This window comes from Paenibacillus sp. FSL P2-0136, assembly GCF_037975325.1.
In the GTDB taxonomy this organism is placed as follows: Bacteria; Bacillota; Bacilli; order Paenibacillales; family Paenibacillaceae; genus Paenibacillus_AQ; species Paenibacillus_AQ silagei.
This window is the reverse complement of sequence record NZ_CP150244.1, coordinates 6,996,497-7,016,247: the sequence shown is the minus strand read 5'-3', so window position 1 is coordinate 7,016,247 and position 19,751 is coordinate 6,996,497. Positions and strand designations below refer to the sequence as shown.

21 protein-coding genes are annotated in these 19,751 nt (G+C 54.8%); 13 read left to right on the top strand and 8 right to left on the bottom strand.

The window, feature by feature from the left end; translation table 11 throughout:
- Positions 1 to 30: 30 nt before the first annotated feature.
- Positions 31 to 1,314, bottom strand: coding sequence for a HAMP domain-containing sensor histidine kinase (locus tag NYE26_RS29895; protein WP_339252253.1), 1,284 nt, complete (start codon positions 1,312 to 1,314; stop codon positions 31 to 33).
- Positions 1,314 to 1,991, bottom strand: coding sequence for a response regulator transcription factor (locus NYE26_RS29890; protein WP_036722818.1), 678 nt, complete (start codon positions 1,989 to 1,991; stop codon positions 1,314 to 1,316). Before NYE26_RS29890 ends, NYE26_RS29895 begins: the two co-directional genes overlap by 1 nt.
- 165 nt (positions 1,992 to 2,156) lie before the next feature.
- Here NYE26_RS29890 and NYE26_RS29885 point away from each other — a divergent pair, with 165 nt between their 5' ends.
- The 3 genes from NYE26_RS29885 to NYE26_RS29875 are packed head-to-tail and all read left to right on the top strand — an operon-like array spanning position 2,157 to position 5,817.
- Positions 2,157 to 2,900: a polyphosphate polymerase domain-containing protein gene (locus tag NYE26_RS29885; RefSeq protein ID WP_339252250.1), complete on the top strand. Its 744-nt coding sequence runs from the start codon at positions 2,157 to 2,159 to the stop codon at positions 2,898 to 2,900.
- Positions 2,893 to 3,576, top strand: coding sequence for a DUF4956 domain-containing protein (locus tag NYE26_RS29880; RefSeq protein WP_339252248.1), 684 nt, complete (start codon positions 2,893 to 2,895; stop codon positions 3,574 to 3,576). Before NYE26_RS29885 ends, NYE26_RS29880 begins: the two co-directional genes overlap by 8 nt.
- Before the next feature lie 27 nt (positions 3,577 to 3,603).
- On the top strand, positions 3,604 to 5,817 hold the full coding sequence (locus NYE26_RS29875; RefSeq protein WP_339252246.1) for a carbohydrate-binding domain-containing protein: 2,214 nt from the start codon (positions 3,604 to 3,606) through the stop codon (positions 5,815 to 5,817).
- Between the two features lie 74 nt (positions 5,818 to 5,891).
- On the opposite strand, the gene NYE26_RS29870 is transcribed toward NYE26_RS29875, so the two are convergent.
- On the bottom strand, positions 5,892 to 6,806 hold the full coding sequence (locus NYE26_RS29870) for a phosphatidate cytidylyltransferase (RefSeq protein WP_036722812.1): 915 nt from the start codon (positions 6,804 to 6,806) through the stop codon (positions 5,892 to 5,894).
- 118 nt (positions 6,807 to 6,924) lie between these two features.
- Here NYE26_RS29870 and NYE26_RS29865 point away from each other — a divergent pair, with 118 nt between their 5' ends.
- The 3 genes from NYE26_RS29865 to NYE26_RS29855 all read left to right on the top strand — a co-directional run bounded on the left by NYE26_RS29865 (position 6,925) and on the right by NYE26_RS29855 (position 9,220).
- Entirely contained in the window at positions 6,925 to 7,470 is a 546-nt protein-coding gene (locus NYE26_RS29865; RefSeq protein WP_036691837.1) for a hypothetical protein, read from the top strand.
- 77 nt (positions 7,471 to 7,547) lie between these two features.
- Complete coding sequence (locus NYE26_RS29860; RefSeq protein ID WP_339252243.1) at positions 7,548 to 8,030, top strand: DinB family protein; 483 nt, start codon at positions 7,548 to 7,550, stop codon at positions 8,028 to 8,030.
- A gap of 314 nt (positions 8,031 to 8,344) precedes the next feature.
- Positions 8,345 to 9,220 carry a phosphotransferase gene (locus NYE26_RS29855; protein ID WP_339252241.1) on the top strand — a complete coding sequence of 292 codons (876 nt, stop codon included), beginning with the start codon at positions 8,345 to 8,347 and terminating at the stop codon, positions 9,218 to 9,220.
- Between the two features lie 63 nt (positions 9,221 to 9,283).
- Here the strand turns inward: NYE26_RS29855 and NYE26_RS29850 are convergent, their stop codons facing one another.
- The 3 genes from NYE26_RS29850 to NYE26_RS29840 all read right to left on the bottom strand — a co-directional run bounded on the left by NYE26_RS29850 (position 9,284) and on the right by NYE26_RS29840 (position 11,826).
- Positions 9,284 to 10,171: a diacylglycerol kinase family protein gene (locus tag NYE26_RS29850; RefSeq protein WP_339252239.1), complete on the bottom strand. Its 888-nt coding sequence runs from the start codon at positions 10,169 to 10,171 to the stop codon at positions 9,284 to 9,286.
- 128 nt (positions 10,172 to 10,299) lie between these two features.
- Positions 10,300 to 11,268 (bottom strand): catalase family peroxidase, encoded by a 969-nt coding sequence (locus NYE26_RS29845; RefSeq protein WP_339252237.1) that lies wholly within the window; start codon positions 11,266 to 11,268, stop codon positions 10,300 to 10,302.
- Between the two features lie 72 nt (positions 11,269 to 11,340).
- A complete protein-coding gene (locus NYE26_RS29840) occupies positions 11,341 to 11,826 on the bottom strand; it encodes a GNAT family N-acetyltransferase (RefSeq protein ID WP_339252235.1) in 486 nt (161 codons plus the stop codon).
- A gap of 135 nt (positions 11,827 to 11,961) precedes the next feature.
- Here NYE26_RS29840 and NYE26_RS29835 point away from each other — a divergent pair, with 135 nt between their 5' ends.
- Positions 11,962 to 12,303: a zinc ribbon domain-containing protein YjdM gene (locus NYE26_RS29835; protein WP_339252233.1), complete on the top strand. Its 342-nt coding sequence runs from the start codon at positions 11,962 to 11,964 to the stop codon at positions 12,301 to 12,303.
- 65 nt (positions 12,304 to 12,368) lie between these two features.
- Here NYE26_RS29835 and NYE26_RS29830 read toward each other — a convergent pair whose 3' ends face one another.
- A complete protein-coding gene (locus NYE26_RS29830; protein WP_339252231.1) occupies positions 12,369 to 13,409 on the bottom strand; it encodes a stalk domain-containing protein in 1,041 nt (346 codons plus the stop codon).
- Between the two features lie 379 nt (positions 13,410 to 13,788).
- On the opposite strand from NYE26_RS29830, the gene NYE26_RS29825 reads away from it, so the two are divergent.
- The 4 genes from NYE26_RS29825 (at position 13,789) to NYE26_RS29810 (ending at position 17,476) form a co-directional block, all read left to right on the top strand.
- Positions 13,789 to 14,259: a hypothetical protein gene (locus NYE26_RS29825; protein WP_339252229.1), complete on the top strand. Its 471-nt coding sequence runs from the start codon at positions 13,789 to 13,791 to the stop codon at positions 14,257 to 14,259.
- Between the two features lie 69 nt (positions 14,260 to 14,328).
- On the top strand, positions 14,329 to 15,255 hold the full coding sequence (locus NYE26_RS29820) for an ABC transporter ATP-binding protein (RefSeq protein WP_339252227.1): 927 nt from the start codon (positions 14,329 to 14,331) through the stop codon (positions 15,253 to 15,255).
- Positions 15,252 to 16,001 carry an ABC transporter permease gene (locus NYE26_RS29815; protein ID WP_339252225.1) on the top strand — a complete coding sequence of 250 codons (750 nt, stop codon included), beginning with the start codon at positions 15,252 to 15,254 and terminating at the stop codon, positions 15,999 to 16,001. The genes NYE26_RS29820 and NYE26_RS29815 overlap by 4 nt, the downstream gene beginning before the upstream one ends.
- A 59-nt stretch (positions 16,002 to 16,060) precedes the next feature.
- Positions 16,061 to 17,476, top strand: coding sequence for a DHA2 family efflux MFS transporter permease subunit (locus NYE26_RS29810; protein WP_339252223.1), 1,416 nt, complete (start codon positions 16,061 to 16,063; stop codon positions 17,474 to 17,476).
- Positions 17,477 to 17,510: 34 nt separating this feature from the next.
- Here NYE26_RS29810 and NYE26_RS29805 read toward each other — a convergent pair whose 3' ends face one another.
- Positions 17,511 to 17,945, bottom strand: coding sequence for a MarR family transcriptional regulator (locus NYE26_RS29805; protein WP_036722792.1), 435 nt, complete (start codon positions 17,943 to 17,945; stop codon positions 17,511 to 17,513).
- 121 nt (positions 17,946 to 18,066) lie between these two features.
- Between NYE26_RS29805 and NYE26_RS29800 the strand changes: the two genes are divergently transcribed.
- Together NYE26_RS29800 and NYE26_RS29795 are read left to right on the top strand one after the other, a co-directional pair.
- A complete protein-coding gene (locus NYE26_RS29800; RefSeq protein WP_036722791.1) occupies positions 18,067 to 18,651 on the top strand; it encodes an NAD(P)H-dependent oxidoreductase in 585 nt (194 codons plus the stop codon).
- Positions 18,652 to 18,779: 128 nt separating this feature from the next.
- Positions 18,780 to 19,634: an SDR family oxidoreductase gene (locus NYE26_RS29795; protein ID WP_036722790.1), complete on the top strand. Its 855-nt coding sequence runs from the start codon at positions 18,780 to 18,782 to the stop codon at positions 19,632 to 19,634.
- The last annotated feature ends 117 nt before the right edge of the window (positions 19,635 to 19,751 follow it).

Genomic DNA, 19,751 nt, shown 5'->3' with positions numbered 1-19,751 from the left:
GGAAGTGGCTGGTTTATGGAATTATAGACTTTACGCCATTCTGGGCAGTTGTACATAGAACGTCGTGGACGCTCCAACCACACTTTTTACGTAAATCCTTCCTTGATGCTGGTCCACAATGGACCTGGCGATAGCCAGACCCAGCCCGTATCCGCCCTGCTTCCGTGCTCTTGAGGTATCCGTACGGTAAAAGCGGTCAAAAATCCGTGCCAGATGCTCCGCAGCGATGCCTTCCCCTGTATTCGAGACAGAGAGAAGGACATCGCTGTTCTGCTTATGAAGGGAGATATGGACAGCGCCCTTAGGATTCGTATATTTCACAGCGTTATCCAGCAGAATCATTACCACCTGCTTAATCTGCTCGGGGTTGCCCGGCACGGTAAGCTCCGGTTGGATGTCATAGTCGAAGGAGATATTCTTCTCGAAGAGAACGGCCTCCATGGTCAGAATAATATTCTCTACCGCTTCGCTCATGTTGAACCTGCTGTGGAGCTTCCTGGTCCGGGCGTCATCCATCTCTGTCAGGTACAGCAAATCGCCTACCAGCCGGGTCATCCGCTCGGTTTCGGACTTGATATACTGCAGCCATTTTGCCTGATTGCGGATCGTATCCTCACTGTTCGCCAGCAGTACATCCGCGTTGGTGTTAATAATCGTCAGCGGCGTCTTCAGCTCATGGGAGGCGTCGGCAATGAACTGCTTCTGCTTGTCAAAAGCCTCCCGCACCGGCGCAATCGAGCGCCCCGCAAAGTAGCGGCTGGTGAAGTAGAGGATGACCAGCGTCAGCAGGCCGACAGCCGCGAAGGTATAGATCAGGTTTGTCAGGATCTGCTGCTGGGCCGTGATGTCCATGAAGACAAACTGCTTCCCGCTGCTTGCAGGCTTGACCATGAAGATCCAGCGGCTGCCGTCCATCGTGAACCGGCCGGTGTCCTTGCCCAGGCTAAGAGCCTCCTTCAACGCGGCGCTATAGAGGTCATCGTCCATCGTGAACTTCGATTCTTTGCCGGTCATCGTGCCGCTGGCATCGGTCTGCACCATGAACGAGACGGAGCGCTCCGGCTGGTAAGGGTCGATCGGCCCCTGATCCATGGGCATTGTCCCTCTGCCCCCGCCGCCTCCTGCCCCAGGCGGACTTTGTCCATCTCCCGGACCCCGCTGCTGCATGTCCGCAATCCGGTGGAGCGCCATATAGATGTCTCCCTGCACATTGCGGTACGTGAAGATGTAGATGGCGGCGAAGGCCACCAGCATGATGATGGAGATGGTGACCAGATTGACAATCAGGAACCGGGTTCGGAGTTTATTGAACATCAGGCACTCCCCTCCAGCACGTACCCTACGCCCCTAATCGTGCTGATGCGCACCTCCGAGTTCAGGAAGGCCAGCTTTTTACGCAAAAAAGAAATATAGACCTCCACGTTGTTATGCTCCGCATCGGAATCGAACCCCCACAGCTTCTCAATGATCTGCTCCTTCGAGGTGACCGCCTGCTTCCTTAGGATCAGCAGCTCCAGCAGCTCCGTCTCCTTGAGATTCAGCTTCATCTCCCGGCCCTTCACCGTCAGCTTCGGGTTGGCGGTATTCAGCTCCAGATCCCCGAACTTCAGGGCATCGTCAGGAATCACCTCGCCCTTACGCCGCAGCGCAGCCCGGATACGGGCCAGCAGCTCCTCCGAAGCGAACGGCTTGGCGATATAATCGTCTGCACCATGATCGAGTCCGGTCACCATATCGGTGATCTCCCCTTTTGCGGTAAGCATAATGACCGGTGTGGAGACTCCGTCCCTGCGCAGCTCCTTCAGCACGCTGATTCCATCCAGCTCCGGCATCATAATATCCAGCAGCAGCAGGTCATAGATCCCGCTCTGCGCATAATCGAGACCGGCTCTGCCGTCATGCACCGCGTCTACCGAATAATTGTGTTTTTTGAGGATTTGGGTTAGGGCCTCCGCCAGATGGACCTCGTCTTCTACAATTAATATTCTCATGGGATGGCTCATCCTCTTCCTAAGTAATGTACTTGCTGCTGGTGACATTATATCAAGGGTACCTTTAATCAACCTTAATCCATTTAAGATTCATTAAAGGTTCGGGGGCTAAGATACATTCATAAGCAAGCGCACCCCATACTCACCCGAAAGGATCTGAACCCTATGGCGATCGAGGTCTTCAACCGCTACGAGAACAAGTATCTGTTCGACCACGAATCTTATCTGAAGCTCTATTACGAACTGCTGGAATATATGGAGCCCGATGCTTACAACAAGCAGCACGAATTTTATTCTATCACCAATCTGTACTACGACACCCCTCAGAACTCACTGATCCGCAGCAGCCTGGCGAAGCCGAAATACAAGGAGAAGCTCCGCATCAGAGCCTACGGCATTCCTGAAGGCGACACCAGAGTCTATCTGGAGATCAAGAAGAAGGTGCTGGGTCTGGTCAACAAGAGGAGAACCTCACTGACGCTGAAAGAGGCCTATGCGTTCATCGAGAGCGGCAGAGAGCCTGAATTCGAGAGCTATATGAACAAGCAGGTGATTGAGGAGATCAAGTACTTGCTGACCCGCTATGAGCTGGAGCCGAAGCTGTATTTGTCCTATGACCGCAAAGCCATGTTCTGTAAAAATAACAGGGACCTGCGCATCACCTTCGACACCAACATCCGCTGCCGCCGGTATGATCTGAAGATGGAGCACGGCGTCTATGGCGAGGAGCTGCTGGAGCCGGGGCAATGGCTGATGGAAGTGAAGGCCGAGAAGACCATACCGGTCTGGCTCGCCAGGATGCTGTCGGAGCATCAGATGTACCGCACCAGCTTCTCCAAATACGGCAACGAATATAAAAAGATGCTGCGAAACAGCCAATCAGAAAGAGAGAGTGTTCTATATGCTTGATTCGATTTTTGCCGTAGCGGAGTCTACTTCGGAACTAACGTTCACGAATGCTGCCTTAACCATCGTCATTGCCATTATCCTCGGCGGGCTAATCAGCTTCACCTACATGAAGACGAGCCCCGCCGGATACTCGCAGAGCTTCACATTGACCATGGTTCTGCTGCCGGCGATTGTAGCGATCATCATCCTGCTTATCGGCAGCAATGTGGCCCGGGCCTTCAGCCTGGCGGGCGCCTTCTCGATCATCCGGTTCCGCAGCGCCCCCGGTGATCCGAAGGATATCACTTTCGTTCTGTTCACTATGGCCTCCGGGCTGGCCTGCGGGGTAGGGGCCTTTGGTTACGCGGTCTTTTTCACCCTTATCCTCTGCGCTCTGATGGTCCTGCTTAACCGTACAGGCTTTGGACTTAAGAAGTCGATGCACAAGACACTGAAGGTAACGATCCCTGAGAACCTGGGCTATGAGGAGGCCTTCGCGGAGGTCTTCAATACCTTCAAAGTTGCCTACGAGCTGAAGAAGATCAGAACCACGGAGCTGGGCAGCCTGTATGAGCTGGTCTACGAAGTAACGATTGATGAGCAGACGAGCCAGAAGGAGCTGCTGGACGCCATCCGCACACGTAACGGGAACCTTGATCTCTCACTAACCATGGCACCTGTCATGAATGAATACTAATCCGCTACAGGAAGGGAATGATGACTGATGAAGAACGGATTAACAGCTAGCAAAATAGGACTGGTGCTGCTATGCGCCGCAGTCATGTCGGCATGCAGTGCAAAAGCTGCTACGCCATCAGATACAAGTAACAACGCGGGTACATCAGTTGCGGCTGTGCAGAGCAGTTCCTCTGCCGCTGTGCAGCTGGCAAGTGTGAAGGCGGCGGATCTTGTGACTTGGGAGGAAGAGGATGCTGTAACCGCCTGGACGGCAGCAGATTCGACTGCTATAACTCTGGCTGGCACTGCTGCTGTGGTAGACGGTGCAGGCGCCACAGCGCAAGAAGGCACAGTAACCATTACGGAAGCAGGAACTTATGTGCTTAGCGGCACACTGAGTGACGGCCGGATTATCGTAGATGAGCAGGCCAAAGGGACCGTAAGGCTGGTGCTGAATGGCGCTCATCTGACGGACAGCGATAATGCTCCGGTCTACATCAAGGAAGCCGGCAAAGTGGTCATCACCTTGCAGGAAGGGACGGATAACAGTGTGACGGATGGAGCCGCCTATGTATTCGGAGACGGGGCTGAGGATGAGCCAAGCGCGGCGGTCTTCAGCAAAGCAGACCTGACGGTTAACGGCACCGGCAAGCTGACGGTAACCGGCAACTATAACGACGGCATCACCGGCAAGGATGATCTGAAAATCATGTCCGGCACCATCGAAGTGCAGGCAGCAGATGACGGTATTGTCGGTAAGGATCTGGTAGCTATACAGGACGGTAGTATTACAATTCATGCAGAGGGCGACGGCATCAAATCAACGAATGACAAGGATGCCGCCAAGGGCTTCATCGCTATTGCCGCCGGAACCTTCGACATTACGGCCGGTAATGACGGGATTCAGGCGGAGACCGCTGCTGTCATCGACGGCGGGACGTATACACTGGTGACTGGCGGCGGCTATGTGAATGCCGAAGTGAAGACCGGCGACCAGGGAGGGCCGGGAATGGGCGGCGGCTTCGGCCAGCGTCCGGAGGGTGGAGCCTTCCCTGCTCCCGGGGAAGAAGGGGGTACGCCGCCTGCGATGGATGCTGCGCCGGCTGCTGACCAGCCCCAAGCAGCGGAGAGTGGCACCGCAGCAGCGGCGGAGACAGACACCACAGCAGCGGCGGAGACAGAATCCGTCAGCGCCAAAGGGATTAAGGCAGGCGGCGACCTGACGGTGAACGGCGGAAGCTTCACAGTGGATGCCGCAGATGATGCGCTGCACAGCAACAGCAGCCTCTCTGTAACGGATGGGGAATTCCAGATCGCTACAGGGGATGACGGGATTCACGCCGATGCTCTGGTCTCGATATCGGGCGGCACCGTCAATATTACGCGGAGCTATGAAGGGATAGAAGGGGCGGACATCACCATATCCGGCGGTGAGATCCATGTGACAGCTACAGACGATGGCGTAAATGTGGCTGGAGGCAACGATACTAATACGGCAGCAGGAACGCAGGCTCAGGATTCGTTCAGCAGCACCGGCAGCAACCTGCTGACCATCAGCGGCGGCACCTTGATTGTAGATGCCGCAGGCGATGGTCTGGACTCCAACGGCTCGGTAACTATGACCGGAGGCACCGTCATTGTGAATGGCCCCGAGAACTCCGGCAACGGAGCCTTGGATTATGACGGGGCCTTCAACATCACAGGCGGATTCCTGGTAGCCGCAGGCGCTTCCGGCATGGCACAGGCTCCGGGAGAGGACTCCGGCCAGTATTCAGTAAGCGTGGAGTTCGCAGCTACTCAGCAGGCAGGAACCATGGTTCATCTGGAAGACGCTGATGGTAATGCCATTCTGACCTTTGCTCCGGCGAAGAGCTTCCAGACCGTAGTGGTCAGCGCTCCAGAGCTTATGGACGGCTCTTATACCGTCTATACCGGCGGCAGCTCTACCGGAACAGCAGCAGATGGATTGTATACCGGCGGGACATACAGCGGGGGCAGCAAATTCGTTGCTTTTGACATCGCCAGTACGGTGACATGGGTGAATGCATCGGGTGTAACCACAGGCGGAAGCGGGATGGGCGGGCCGGGAGGCGGAGGCTTCGGCAGCGGCAGAGGCAACAGAGCCGGAGGCGGACCAGGCGGAGAGGGAGGAACGCCGCCTGCGGACGCTGGTACTACGAAGCCGGCCGATGCGGGTACCACGAAGCCAGCCGATGCGGGCACTACAGCTCCAGACAGTGCAGGTACAAGCACGAATTAAGCGGTCCAGCAGAGCAGAGACTATCCATTAGCGGATAGTCTCTGCTTTTGTACAAATATAAGTGTGATCAGCGGCTACATGAAGTCGAAATAGTAGCGGATGACATGGAAGAATACCGGTGCGGTGTAGGCAAGACTGTCTACGCGGCTCAGATAGCTTTGCTTAAGGGCAGCGAATTTGTCATCGTCCCCGATCAGCAGATCCCGCTTCAGGACGGAGACTGTCAGGCTGCCGAAGAAGCCGCTGAGACTGATCAGCATACCGGAGAGATAGCCAAAGGCCGGATTCAGCGGTGTAAGATGAGAATAGATCAGGTAAGAGACGGCTGTTGTCACCGCGAACGCGCAGACGAAGCCCTCCCAAGTCAGATGGGGATTCGCGGTCGGGACGATCCGGTGCTTGCCGATGTAGAGCGAGGCCAGATAATGCACGGCATCATTGAGCTGGGTCAGCACCACCAGGAAGAGAACCAGCCCTGCGCCGTATTCCGGCGTGGCGAACTGGAAATAGGCCAGATGGCTAAGCCCGAAGACCATCAGCATCAGTCCCCACTGCACCGCGCTGACACCGCGCAGGAAGCCGAGCGTCCCCTTGTTAATCAGCCGGGGAATCGGCAGCAGCAGGAACACATAGACTGGAATGAAGATAATGAACATCCCGTACCATTCGATGTAGATCCAGTAGAATTGCAGCGGAATGGACAGATAAGCCCAGAGGAACAGCCTTCGGTCTGCTTTTCGGGTGCGGATCATGGAGAAGTATTCCTTGAGGGCGAAGAAGCTCAGAACCATCAGGGACAGTAGGGACACGACAGAGTTGGACAGGGTAGCCAGGCAGAAGATGAACAGCATGCCCCACCAGGTTCGGATACGGAAGCCTATTCCGGTATAATCTTTGTCCTTCTGTAATTTGCTGACTACAAGATACAGCACATGGATCACCGATAGAGCTGCAAAGATCAGAACTAGTGTGAATAAAGAACGGTTCAATACAATCACCAACTTGTCTCGGGTATCATTTCAATATAGGAATTTTATGCTAAAATAGACAGAGCGTCCAGCTTATTATGAAGCAAAACAACCGACTTGATAAGGGGAAATATTGTAAATGTCAGCAGATCCATCGGTGTACATCATGCTCACCAATACGGGAACGCTGTTCACGAAGCTCATTCAGGGCTATACCAAAGCGCCGTATAACCATGCGTCGATCTCGTTTAACCGGGAGCTCTCAGAGCTATATAGTTTTGGAAGGAAGCATCCGGCCAATCCGCTGAACGGCGGGTTCGTGAAGGAGGATATCCGCACAGGCACCTACAGCAAATACCCGGAGACGACCTGCGTCATCTACGAGCTTCAGGTCACGGACCGTGAGGTTGAGAAAATGAAGCGGGTGCTCCAGGTCTTCATCCGCAGCCGCCAGAAGTATCTCTACAATATCCTCGGCGTCATCGGCATTGCACTGAAGGAGCCGGTGGAGTTCAGCAACTCCTATTTCTGCTCACAGTTCGTTGCCGAGATTCTGGAGCGCTCCGGCATTAAGCTGTGGAACAAGCTGCCTGCGCTCGTCACCCCGGATGACTTCCGGCAGAGCGACCGGCTGCATCTGGTCTATTACGGCAAGCTGAGCGAATACAAGCCCTCCAGCCAGTAGAGAAGCCCTCGTTCCCGGTAGGGAAAGGGGGCTTCACTTCAAATATAACGGAATGCGAAGAAGAGGAGAGTGAGGCAATGGTTCATGCCAAGGATGTGCTTGCCAATCAATTGCTGGCCGGGGCCAACGACCCCAGCTGGCATCTTCCCTATATGCAGGCTGTGGAGAACGTGACCGAGGAGGAAGCGTTCTGGAAGCCCGGTGAAGGAGTCAGCAGCATAGCTGAGCTTACCCAGCATTTGCTGTACTGGAATGAAGCCTGGCAGAGCCGGTACCGCAAGGGGCATATGGACGCTGTGCCTCCGGTTAAGGATAATAACCTCAGCTTCAGGCTTCCGGCAGATATTGCGTTTAGTGAGTTGCGCGGAAGGCTGCTGCAGACGCTCTTGAACTGGCAGAGCCTGCTGTCTGAGGAAGGGTTGGAGGAGCAGGTGAACGGCTTCCCGGTACCGGCTGCATGGTGGGAGATCATCAGCAATGCGGCAACTCATAATGCCTATCATATAGGTCAAATGGTGTTGATCCACAAGCTGTACGTCCCGGCCAGGCCACAAGCATAAGCCCCTTCCAGGGCAGGCATTGGCTGTGCAGGAGACCGCTATGAGGCATGGCTCAAGCAGACTGGCCGGGATTCTCCCGCCGGTCTCTTTGTCATACGTACAGTGAGGGCCGCAGCATAGATCTGCTTGTGCAGAATAGCTTAATCTGTAATGAAATGGAGCATGTGATATTCTTGAAATATAAGGATTTATATGTTGCACACGATAACTTATCCTTCTATTTCTCGCTGAAACGGTGCCGTCCCTAAAAGGATGGCAAAGTCGTTTCCACTTGGCATAGGGTCTACTGAAGGGAAAAGAGAGGGATTCATATCATGATTGAGAACATCATCAGAGGTCTGGAAGCAAGATATGCCTGCCGGCTGGAACGGCTGACAGGGGGATATACGAATCTAACCTATCTGATGGCGGGGGCCGAGCCGCCGCTTGTAGCCAAAATAACAAATCTGTCCAATAAAGATACGCTCAATGAGGTTCATGTAATGCGGCTGGTGCAGGGAAGCTGTGATACCCCGGTGGTGCATGAGGTGACGGAGATGGACGGGAAGCGCATCATCATCATGGACTGCATGCAGGGCGGGAACGCCCAGTCCGTTCTGGATGCCAGGGACTGGACAAGAGCCGAGCGGATCTACAGCAGAATGGGGCAGCTGCTGGCTGCCCAGATTCATTCCCGCCCTTATCAGCCGCAAGAGACAGAGATCCGGCTCAGCAACAGGTCTGCACTGAGTCAGATGGTTCAGAAGCTGGAATTCGTTCCCGCCGCTCTCGGCAGACAGTCGCTTCACTTTCTGTCTGCGGCGGAGGCCGGGGAGCTTCCGTGGGTCCTGACCCATGGCGATTACGGAGTACATAATCTGCTCTGTGAAGCCGATGATCTGCTGCATGTGCTGGACTGGGAATGGGCGGAATGGGGCAGCCCGCTGAATGATGTAGCCTGGGTCTGCTGGTTCACGAAGCACCATTATCCCGTACAATCCGTGCTGCTCAATACTGCCTTCATGCAGGGCTATCTGTCTGTTAACCCGTTATCCTTCACGCCGCAGCAGATGAAGGCGGCGAGTCTGTACAGGGTATGGAATATCCTGCACCGCCTGCAGATCGCGCCTAAGGAGGTGCAGCGTGAATGGGTCAGACGTCTGGAATGGACACTTGGTGAGGACTTCGCAGAGCTGCACGGAATCAGCTAAAGAAGAGGCTTCTCCCGGATGTCTGTATTCTGTAGCCTGGAGCACCTGAGGCGCCCGAGCTGCTCAGTCCTCCGGCACCACGACCTGAATGTGGCGCGGAATGGTGCTTAAGCGGATCGGCAGCGGCGGACCTTGCTCGCCGTCCACATTCGTCTGTACCGGCTCGGTGGAGCGGACGGAGACCTCCTTGGCTGTAAAGTAGATGACATCCTTATGATTCCGCAGATTGCCGAGCAGCAGGGAGATGCTGACCGTAACGGAATTCAGCAGGTGCAGGTCCTTGACGATGAAGCAATGGAGCAGGCCGTCATCTACGGCGGCAGCAGGGGCAAGCTTCTCGAAGCCGCCCACGGAATTCGTCAGTGCAGCAATGAACAGCGGGGAGGAGCCTTCCCAGATCTCACCGTCGTGAGTAATCGTCAGGGTATGTGCAGTATTGCTGGCCAGCTCCTTAATGCCCTCTTTTAGATAAGCAAGGAACCCGAGCCGGCTCTTGTCTTCGGAGCTAACCGAGGAGAGGGAGCCTGCCAGAGAGCCTGCGGCCACCACATTGACGAACAGCTGGTCATTCAGCCGGCCCATATCGACTCTTCGGGTCCGGGGCGAAGCCAGGCTCTGAATTGCCTCTTCAGGGACAAGCGGAATCTGTAGCGCGCGGGCAAAATCATTGACGGTGCCCATTGGCACAATGCCAAGTTTAGGGCGGTGCTGCTGATCTGTGAGGCCGTTCATCGTCTCGTGGAGCGTTCCGTCTCCTCCAATGGCAACCACCAGATCATAGCACTCGGCGCAGGCCTGGAGGCAGAAGGCGGTTGCATCTCCTTCCCCTGCGGTCTCCTGGACGGTAACCTGATATCCTGCGCCTTGCAGCACCTCTTCCGCTGCTCTAATATAATCCCGCGCCTCTGCCTTGCCGGACGACGGGTTCATGATGATCATGGCCTGCTGCATACTGCACTCCTCTCTCTTGTAACCGGATTAATATCCATTAACCAACTAAGTATAGCGTTTGAATCAAAAGCGCCAAAGGGCGCAGTGTCCCTTTGGCGCTGAACGACATATGCCGCAGCAGGCAGCAGCTATCTTCCTTCAATCCGCCGCCCATAAGATTCGGCGTAGGCCGCACTGCGGAACTTAAGAATCGGATCATCCGAGAGGAGCATACCGGTTGTAAGGATCGTAGGGTCCATGAGCAGATATGTCGGATCGGGGTAGATCTCTGAAATATGCAGCCGCCCGAGATCGATTCTGCGGCGGTCCTCCGGCCAGGCACGGGTAGGATCATCCGTAGCATCGCCTTCCTCTCCAAGAACAGCGACCAGTTGGAAGATAGCCGGCTCATCCTTGAAGCGCAGCTCCAGCTCATCCTCCAGATAGCGGTCCGGCTGCTGCGCAGCCTCTTCCAGCGTCAGTGTCCGCATGCCCGTCTCTGGAACCCATTCGAACCGGACAGGCTGCTGCCTGCCTTCTGCATTCACCAGCACATAAGCATGTATGCAGTGGTAATGACATTCGGCGTAGCTGGCAGGCGGCTTGAGCCGCCGCACCGCGAGCAGAGCCTCTTTGCTCTCGCTGAAGTGGCTGACAATTTCCTTCATCAGCTCAATCGGTCCAAGTGTCCCGGTCCGCAGCCTGTGGGCCATCTGTATAATGTCGATGAAGGACTCCGGGGTCCGCGCAAAAAAGACAGGCACGGTCACTCCAACCAGATTCGTAACCCCGCCATCCGGGAGGATGAACTGGACAGCCATCCCCTTGGCAGGGGATAGCAGGTCCGCAAGTGCCGGATCAGTCGAGCTGCCCGAGAAGCGGATAATGGCATTTACCTGCTGCTCCTGAAGGTGCTCCGCCTCCGTGAATTCCTTCCCCAGTCCGCTCGGCCGGAAGAAGCCGCGGCAGCAGACTCCCGCCGCATGGGCGCGGCGGTATCCGGGATGGACACCGGACAGGTTCTCGATCGCGTCTACTGCCTCGGCGGCAAGCGCTGGATGCTCCCTGGTGTCTGCGGCAGAATGGCTGCTGCTGTGCTCCGATTCCGATTCATTCATGTCCTCATTCACTCCTCCACGATGATTTACAACATATACAAACTATTTTCTAATTATTACCACTTTCACTGCTCATCCAAACCGCTTCTCGTAGACATCCACCTGGTTACCATGGTTATCGGTAGCACTTCTGATCCGGCCATATCCGTTCAGAGTCCAGAACATCTCCCCGGCCTTATTCTCGAGCTGGACAGCCAGTCTGACGGCTTGTGTACCCTGTTGCTGGAATTTTCTCTCCAGTTCATGCACAGCAGCATTCCCTAACCCTTGCCGGCTATATTGCCGGTGAATTACCAGGAGACCAATCCAGGGATAGTGATCCGGGCCGTAGTCTGGGAGATAAGTGAGTAGGCCGGCGACGCGATTACGGAACTTGATGTACAGCATTTTTTCACCCATGGCGAGGTTCTTACGGTTCTCTTCTTGCAGCTCCAGCGGTTCGAGGTATGACTTATGCTCCACCATCAGATTGAATTCAGGCTGTGAGTTCAGGATGGAGGCTTGTATCTCAAGACTCTCCTGAGACAGCGGGTCGGTAACAGCTTCTAACTGAATCATAATAATCCCACCTTATTATTAAATAACTATCTAATTAGATATTAATTTAATAACTGAGTTTAATCAAGTTATATGTTAAACTTAGACAGACTTATCCCTATAAACATGCTTAAGCAGGAATGGAGAAATGAAATCATGAATGAATTGCCAAATTGCCCGCAGTGCAGCTCTGTGTACACCTATGAGGACGGAGCGCTTCTGGTCTGCCCGGAATGCGGACATGAGTGGTCTTTGGATGCAGGAAGTGCAAGCGGTGAAGAAGAGAAGGTAGTTAAGGATGCTAACGGAAATGTACTGGCTGACGGGGACACTGTAACGGTGATTAAGGATCTCAAGGTCAAAGGCAGCTCGTCCGTTCTGAAGATAGGCACCAAGGTGAAGAATATCCGGCTGGTGGATGGTGACCATGATATCGATTGCAAAATCGACGGGTTCGGCGCAATGAAGCTGAAATCGGAGTTTGTGCGCAAGGCATAGCATGAAGCAGGACCGGAAGTCCGCTGCCCGGCAGGCAGCAGGTTCCGGTCCGCCAACTCTCCCCGCTATAGAATCCGCCGCGCGGTAACAAACCGCTGCTTCCACTTACTGCTGAAATCCTCCATATGTACACCCTGCTCCTTGGAGTAGGTATGCAGGATCCGGTTATTTCCGGCATAGATGGCTACATGTCCGATGTCGAGACCCCTGGCGGTGAAGAACAGCAGATCTCCGGTGCGCAGCTCGCCCACGCCAACCTTCCGGCCTTCCTGTGCCTGATCATAAGAGACGCGGGGAAGCTCAATCCCAAGCGTATCCCCGAATACACGCTTCACAAAAGAAGAACAGTCGAACGTATCTGTCTGGTCAGGAGAAGCGCCGAATTCATAAGGGGTATTCAGGTATTTTTTACCTGAGGCAATCAGGGCTTCCCCTTGCTTCTGCAGCAGGGAAGGACTTCTGTAATCCGTGAATTTCGGCTTGGAAGATACATATCCTCTCACATGATCTGCGGTCCGCACCTCCAGCCAGAGGGCATCAACCTCACGGATGACATGAACCTTGCTGCCGGCGGGCAGCAGGCCCAGGCTAGTGGTGCTGCTCCCGGCATCCGGGGTGCTGCGCAGGTTGACTCCCCAGGTGACTGAGGTCTCATAGGCGGTCGCCGAGGAGATAAGGACGGAGCCCGAAGCCGGCTCCCAGTTTACTTGGCTGCCCAGTGCTTCACTAACGAAGCGCAGAGGAATCATACTGTAGCCTTGCGACAGTTGTCCCGGTACTGCCAGCTGAGCGGTCTTCCCGTTCAGCAGAGCTGTGGACGAGCCTAAGGTATAGGTGAGTGCAGTGCCGCCTTTGACGGCAGTTACCGTCTTGCTTGCATTGTTCCAGGAGAGCTCAGCACCTTGGGCTTCAAACAGCCCGCGCATGGGAACCAGTACAGTCCCGCTGATGTTGAGTGGCTGAGTCTCCGGCTGGAGCTGCTGCCCGTCCAGGTAGATGGAGATGGACTTGGGTGAGGGTGCTGCATCTGCATGGGCATAACCGCCCGCCGTAGCGGTCAGGGCCAGTCCAAGCAGAGACAGCAGCATAGTCGTTCTTGTTGTCATGGATTCATCACCTTATGGATAGATTTAACTCTCTCCAGTTAGACGCGATTGGTGTGAATTGGTTTTGTGCCAATTGTTGGTAACGAGGATCAGACAAGGCTGCAGGAGTTGCGCTTGACGTCCGCCAGAATACAGATTATAATCCAACCAGTTAGTTAGAAATAAGGAGGCGGAAACCATAACCACAACAGGGGGCAAACGCAGCACCAAAATATACGACGCCGCCCGCACCCGGGCGATTATTCTGGATGCAGCGGAGGAGATTTTTGCCGAATCCGGTTACTCCGCAGCACGGATCGATGCCATTGCGAAAGCATCCGGGTATAACAAAAGCCTGATCTATCAGTATTATGGCGACAAGCTAGGGCTATATACGGAAGTGGTCAAGCGGGCTGACCAGATTAGCGAACAGATCACCGGCTCGTTCATCAGCGAGTTGCTGAAGGATGAGCAGCTACTAAAGGACCCGGCTGCATTCAAAAACTTCGTGGAGTACTGGACCCGTCAGACGGTCTCCTTCTTGCTGGAGCACCGGAGTTACCTGAGAATCCTGTTTTGGGAAGCTGCAGAGGGCTGGAAGATCTGGAATCAGATTCCCTATCGTCCGGATGATGACCCTCAGATGCATGAGATTGCTCTGGCCGCCCAGAGGAACGGAATTCTCCGTCAGGATCTGGACCCCGCGCTCTTTCCGATGCTAGTCATGAACGTAATTGCAATGACACTGCAGTCTTCTTCAAGATTTGAGCACTTGTTCGGCAGTCTGGACTCTCCGCAGATTAGAGAGCAGACCACCCGTCAGATCACACAATTTATTATCCATGGCGTTATGGAGCCGTCTTTACTGTAAGGGCGGCTGTTTCTTTGGGATAAATATAAACAACTAGTTAGTTTTAAATGAAGCATAGGAGTGATGATGATGAACGCAATCATTCAGACAGAAGGATTAACCAAGCATTTCGGCAGCCATCATGCTGTGGATCGGCTGTCGATCGAGGTGAACCAGGGCGAAATCTACGGATTCCTTGGGCTGAACGGAGCAGGCAAAACTACAACCATCCGCATGCTCCTGGGCATGATCCGCCCCGATTCCGGGTCGGCCTACCTGTTCGGACGGCGCGTCGATGCGGGCAGCCATAAGCTGTGGGCGGAGGTAGGGTACATGGTCGAAACCCCCTACTCCTATCCTGAGCTTACGGTCCGCGAGAATCTGGAGATTATCCGCAGGCTGCGGGGTATCCCGGACCGCTCTGCCATTGACAGTATCATCGACAGGCTCCAGCTTACCGCTTACCGGGACCGTAAGGCCGGGACGCTCTCCCTCGGTAACGGGCAGCGGCTGGGCCTCGCCAAGGCCATGCTGCATCATCCGCAGGTGCTGATTCTGGATGAGCCGACGAACGGGCTGGACCCGGCGGGGATTGTGGAGGTACGGGAACTGCTCCGGGAGCTTGCGGCAGATCAGGGAGTGACGATTTTTATCTCCAGCCATATTCTTGGCGAAGTCTCCAGGCTGACGAGCAGAATTGGCATCGTGCATCAAGGGAAGCTGCTGCAAGAGACGGATGTGAAGGATCTTCATCCCTTGCTCCGCAGGAGTCTGCGGGTAGAGACCCGCGATCCGGCAAGTGCCCGCAGCAGACTTACTCAGGCAGGCTATGTGGTGCAGCAGAATGCAGAGGGCACACTGCTGCTTCAGGAGGAACGTGCCGTAACGAACCCGGATTACATCTCCAAGCTGCTGGTGTATGCGGATATGCCGCCTACGCTGATTCAGGTGGAGGAAGAGGATTTGGAGCATTATTTTCTAAGAGTCATTGGATCTGAAGGAGGAGTGAGACCATGAATCAATGGCTATCGGCCCTGTGGGTGGAGGTCTTGAAGCTTCGCCGTTCCAGGCTGTTCGTGATATCGCTTGTGGTCAGCATCCTGGTGCCGGTAATGATCGGGCTGGTGTTCTCCGGGACCATTGGCTCCCAGAGCGCCTTTGAGGGTGAGATCAATATGGCAGGATTTCTGAAGGAGCTGGGAATTGTCGTCTCCATGGGAGGCTTGATCGGCTTCGGGTTCGTGTACAGCTGGAGCTTCGGCCGGGAATATTCCGACCGCACGGTGAAGGATCTGCTGGCCCTGCCGCTGTCCCGGTATGGGGTGGCCGCTGCAAAGATCGTTGTTGCTACGTTATTATGTGAAGTTCTATCCTTGTTCATGTTCATATCTGGGTGCATCACGGCATGGCTTACCGGCTTGGACGGATGGAGTCTGGGAGTCATTGTTCAGGGCTTCAGCGGGTACGCACAGATCTGTCTCATGGTGATTGTTCTGAGCATCCCTGTAGCGTGGATGGCTTGTATCGGACGCGGTTTCCTGTATCCCCTGGGCATTGTCCTGCTCACTATTGTGATCGCTCAGTTCGGCGGGGCGCTGGGCATTGTAGAGTATATTCCGTGGGCCATTCCCGGACTGCTCAGCGGTGCATCGGGAGAGGAGAGCACACATCTGGAGACGGTTAGCCATATGCTTCCGTTTCTAACCGGCGCTGTTGGCCTCATAGGCACGCTTGCCTGGTGGAGGTATGCCGACCAGACCTAAGTCGGGTGGAATTGCAGAGTTTTATTATTGCAGATTTTAATTAGTGGAGGGGAACAGAAATGGAAAAGGCACCGAAGGGCACGATCCTTATCATGGCTATTCTAATTATCGGGACAATGGCAGGGCTATTGAATCAATCCTCGCTGAATACGGCGCTGCCGAACATTATGGGTGAGTTCCGGTTGTCTGCGAGCACTGTGCAGTGGTTAACGACCGCTTTTGCACTGGTGACGGGGATTGTGGTTCCGATTACAGCTTATCTTATTCAGCGGTTCACCACCAAGCAGGTATTCGTCTTTGCGATGGGGATGCTGACTGCGGGAACGCTTCTGTGTGCGGTCTCCCCGGGCTTCGGCCTGCTGCTTACGGGAAGAATTGTGCAGGCGGTTGGAGTGGGCATCATGCTCCCCCTGGTGCAGACACTGACGTTCATCCTGATCCCGGTTGCCCGGCGGGGGTTCACGATGGGAATGATCGGACTTGCGGTTAATTTCGCTCCGGCTATCGGACCTGTGCTGAACGGCTGGCTCGTGGAGGATCATTCCTGGCGGCTACTGTTCTATATTCTGGCTCCTTGCTCGCTGCTGCTTACGCTCCTTGGGGTATTTCTCGTGAAGAACGTTACGCCACAGGTAAAAAGCAAGGCCGACGCTTTATCCATGACGTTGTCCTCGCTCGGCTTCGGCGGCGTGCTGTATGGCTTCAGCGTCTCCGGCAGCAAAGGATGGGGGAGCACCGAGGTGCTGATCTCCCTCGCAGTAGGCTTCATTGCGCTCGGCCTCTTCGTCTGGCGGCAGTTAACGATGGAGAATCCTCTGCTGGAGCTGCGGGTGTTCACCAGTCCCTCTTTTACCCTGGCTACTGTAATCAGTATGATCCTGATGATTATCATGCTGAGCGCGCAGCTCCTGCTGCCGCTCTATATGCAGACCATGCTTGGCTACACCGCGCTGAAGTCGGGTCTGATGCTGCTTCCCGGTGCGATTCTGATCTGTATTATGTCCCCTATCGCTGGGAAGATTTTTGACAAAATAGGTGCCAGAACGATGGTAATCACCGGAATCAGCCTGACGGTCATCTCTGCACTGTTGTTCTCCAATCTGACGGAGCATACGTCCTATACGTTCCTGATGGTTGGCTATTCACTGCGGATGGTCGGTGTCAGCCTGACCCTGCTGCCCGTCGTCACCAGCGGAATGAATTCCCTGCCGCCTGCCCTGATCCGCCACGGGATTCCCGTGAACACTACGCTGCGGACGGTCGCCGGTTCCATCGGGACAGCGCTGCTTGTGACGATCATGACCTACAGCGGCGGTGGCCTGAAACAGACGGGCGATGTCCATAGCTTAATTCATGGAATGAATGTCGCTTCTATGGTCACCACAGGAGCCGCAGTGGTTGCACTGATTCTGTCCTTCTTCATCCGGCGGAAGGAAGAGATCCCTGCGGAGATTCCCGGAAGGGCGTCGCTGTGAAATAACCGCTCATGTATGGAGAGAGGATGTATCCTCAGCTCAAATAAAATACCTTCTGCTGCAAGAGATCGAGCGCCCGCTCGGTCTCTTTGCGTTCCTCAGCGCTCAGGGCGGCAATCCGCTGCTCGAACCGGACAGCGATCTGTCCGAAGGCCTCATTCATCAACGCCTCGCCTGCGGCGGAGAGTGTAATGCCTTGCCTGCGGCGGTCAGCGGGGTCGGTGATGCGGGTACATAACCCTTTTTCGCTGAGCTTCTTCAGCTCCCGGCTCGTATTGGGCATCGACATGTTCATGCAGTCGCTGATCTCGCTGAGCGTAACAGGCTGGCTGACGGCGATGTATTCAACAATCTTATATTGCAGCGGCGTTAAGCCGTCCGAATTGACATCTTTGGAAATATCGTTCGTTATTTGATGGACGGCGGCAGTGAAGGCTATGAATTTCTGGAATAGATGGTTGTTGTCCATAAGATCACCTCAGAGGTCACAATAGCAGAATAATTATCAAAAAACAATTATCATTTGACAAGTATTTTGCGGCTGTGGTATGTTTTTGTTATCAAATGACAACTAAAGGGGAATACCACTGATGAATACACTTGTGATCTACACCCATCCGAACCATAAGAGCCTGAGCTACGCCTTCCTGGAGGAAGTGCTGCGCGGCAGCAAGGAGAATGCGAAGATTACGGAAGTGAAGGTGCTTGATCTGTATGAGGCCGGATTCGATCCGGTCCTGGTGTTCAATGAGAATCGGCGCAGACGGGATATGTACCGGGAACCGGAGCTGGCAGAGTACAGGGAGCAGCTGCTGTGGGCCGATCAGATCGTTCTGGTCTATCCGATCTGGTGGGGACGCCCTCCGGCGATGCTGATGGGCTACATCGACCGGATGTTTGCATCGGGCTTCGCCTACCGGGATAAGGGCGGACTTTTGCCGGAGGGGCTGCTCAAGGGGAAGAGCGTGATCTGCATCTCCAGCATGAAGGGGCCGACCCACTACCCGCTGCTGTGGCTGGGGAACTCGCATAAGATACTGATGCGCAAAGCCCTGTTCAACTACGTGGGCATCCGTAAGGTGAAGTTCTTCGAATTCGGTAACATGGAGAGCAAGAAGGGGAAGCATAGCAAGAAGCTGGAGCAGATCTACCGCTATTTCAAGACGGTGGGGTGAATCTTGAACAATCTATTTGACATCCGGCCAACTTGTAACTACAATGGTTACATGAGTGATGATCACCGATGTCAACGAGAGCTTATAGCTGAGATTGAAATACAAGAACCCAAATGGAGGAATATGAGATGACAATCGCATTAACAGGAGCAACAGGCAAATTTGGTTCCATCGTAGCAGAGACTCTGCTGAAGACCGTACCCGCTGGGAATATTGTAGCCAGTGTCAGAAACCCGGAGAAGGCAGAAGCCCTGAAGGCGCGCGGGGTCGATGTCCGTCATGGTGATTTCGATCAGCCGGAGACGCTGGACACCGCCTTTGCCGGAGTGGAGCGCCTGCTGATCGTCTCGGCTGACGGCGACAACGACACCCGTATCCGCCAGCATAAGGCAGCTGTAGACGCAGCTGTCCGTGCAGGTGTAGGCTTCATCGTCTACACCAGTGTAGGCGATGCCGATAACAGCTCCCTGTTCCTGGCACCGGTACACCGTGCCACAGAAGAGTTCATCCGTGAATCCGGCATTCCGTATGCTTTCCTGCGCAACAACTGGTACCTGGAGAACGAAGTCGGCTCCATTCAGGCCGTGAAGGCCGGCGCTCCATGGCTGACCTCTGCCGAAGATGGCAAGGTAGGCTGGGCTACGCGCAGTGATTATGCTGAAGCGGCGGCTGCTGTTCTGGCTGGAGAGAGCCGTGAGAGTGTCATCTACGAATTGTCCGGTACTCCGCTTACCCAGGCAGAGCTGGCAGCAGTGGTCGGCGAGGTTCTAGGCCAGGAGGTTGCTGTGCAGCAAGTGGATGACACCGCCTATGCGAAGATTATGGCAGGTGCAGGCGTGCCGGAAGCGGCGCTGCCAATCGTCGTTGCCATTCAGGCAGCCATCCGTGATGGCGCGCTGAATATCGAGAGCGGCGACCTCGTGAAGCTGCTGAACCGTCCGCTTACCCCGCTGAGTGAAGGCGTACGCGCGTTGCTGGGTTAATCACTGTTGGTTGAACAAGCCCGCCAGTTATACTCTGGCAGGGCCTGCTATGAGAAGAGGCTGTCCTATACCGGTTGTTTGGCAACCGGCAGGCAGCCTTTTTTGCGTTTGCATGAT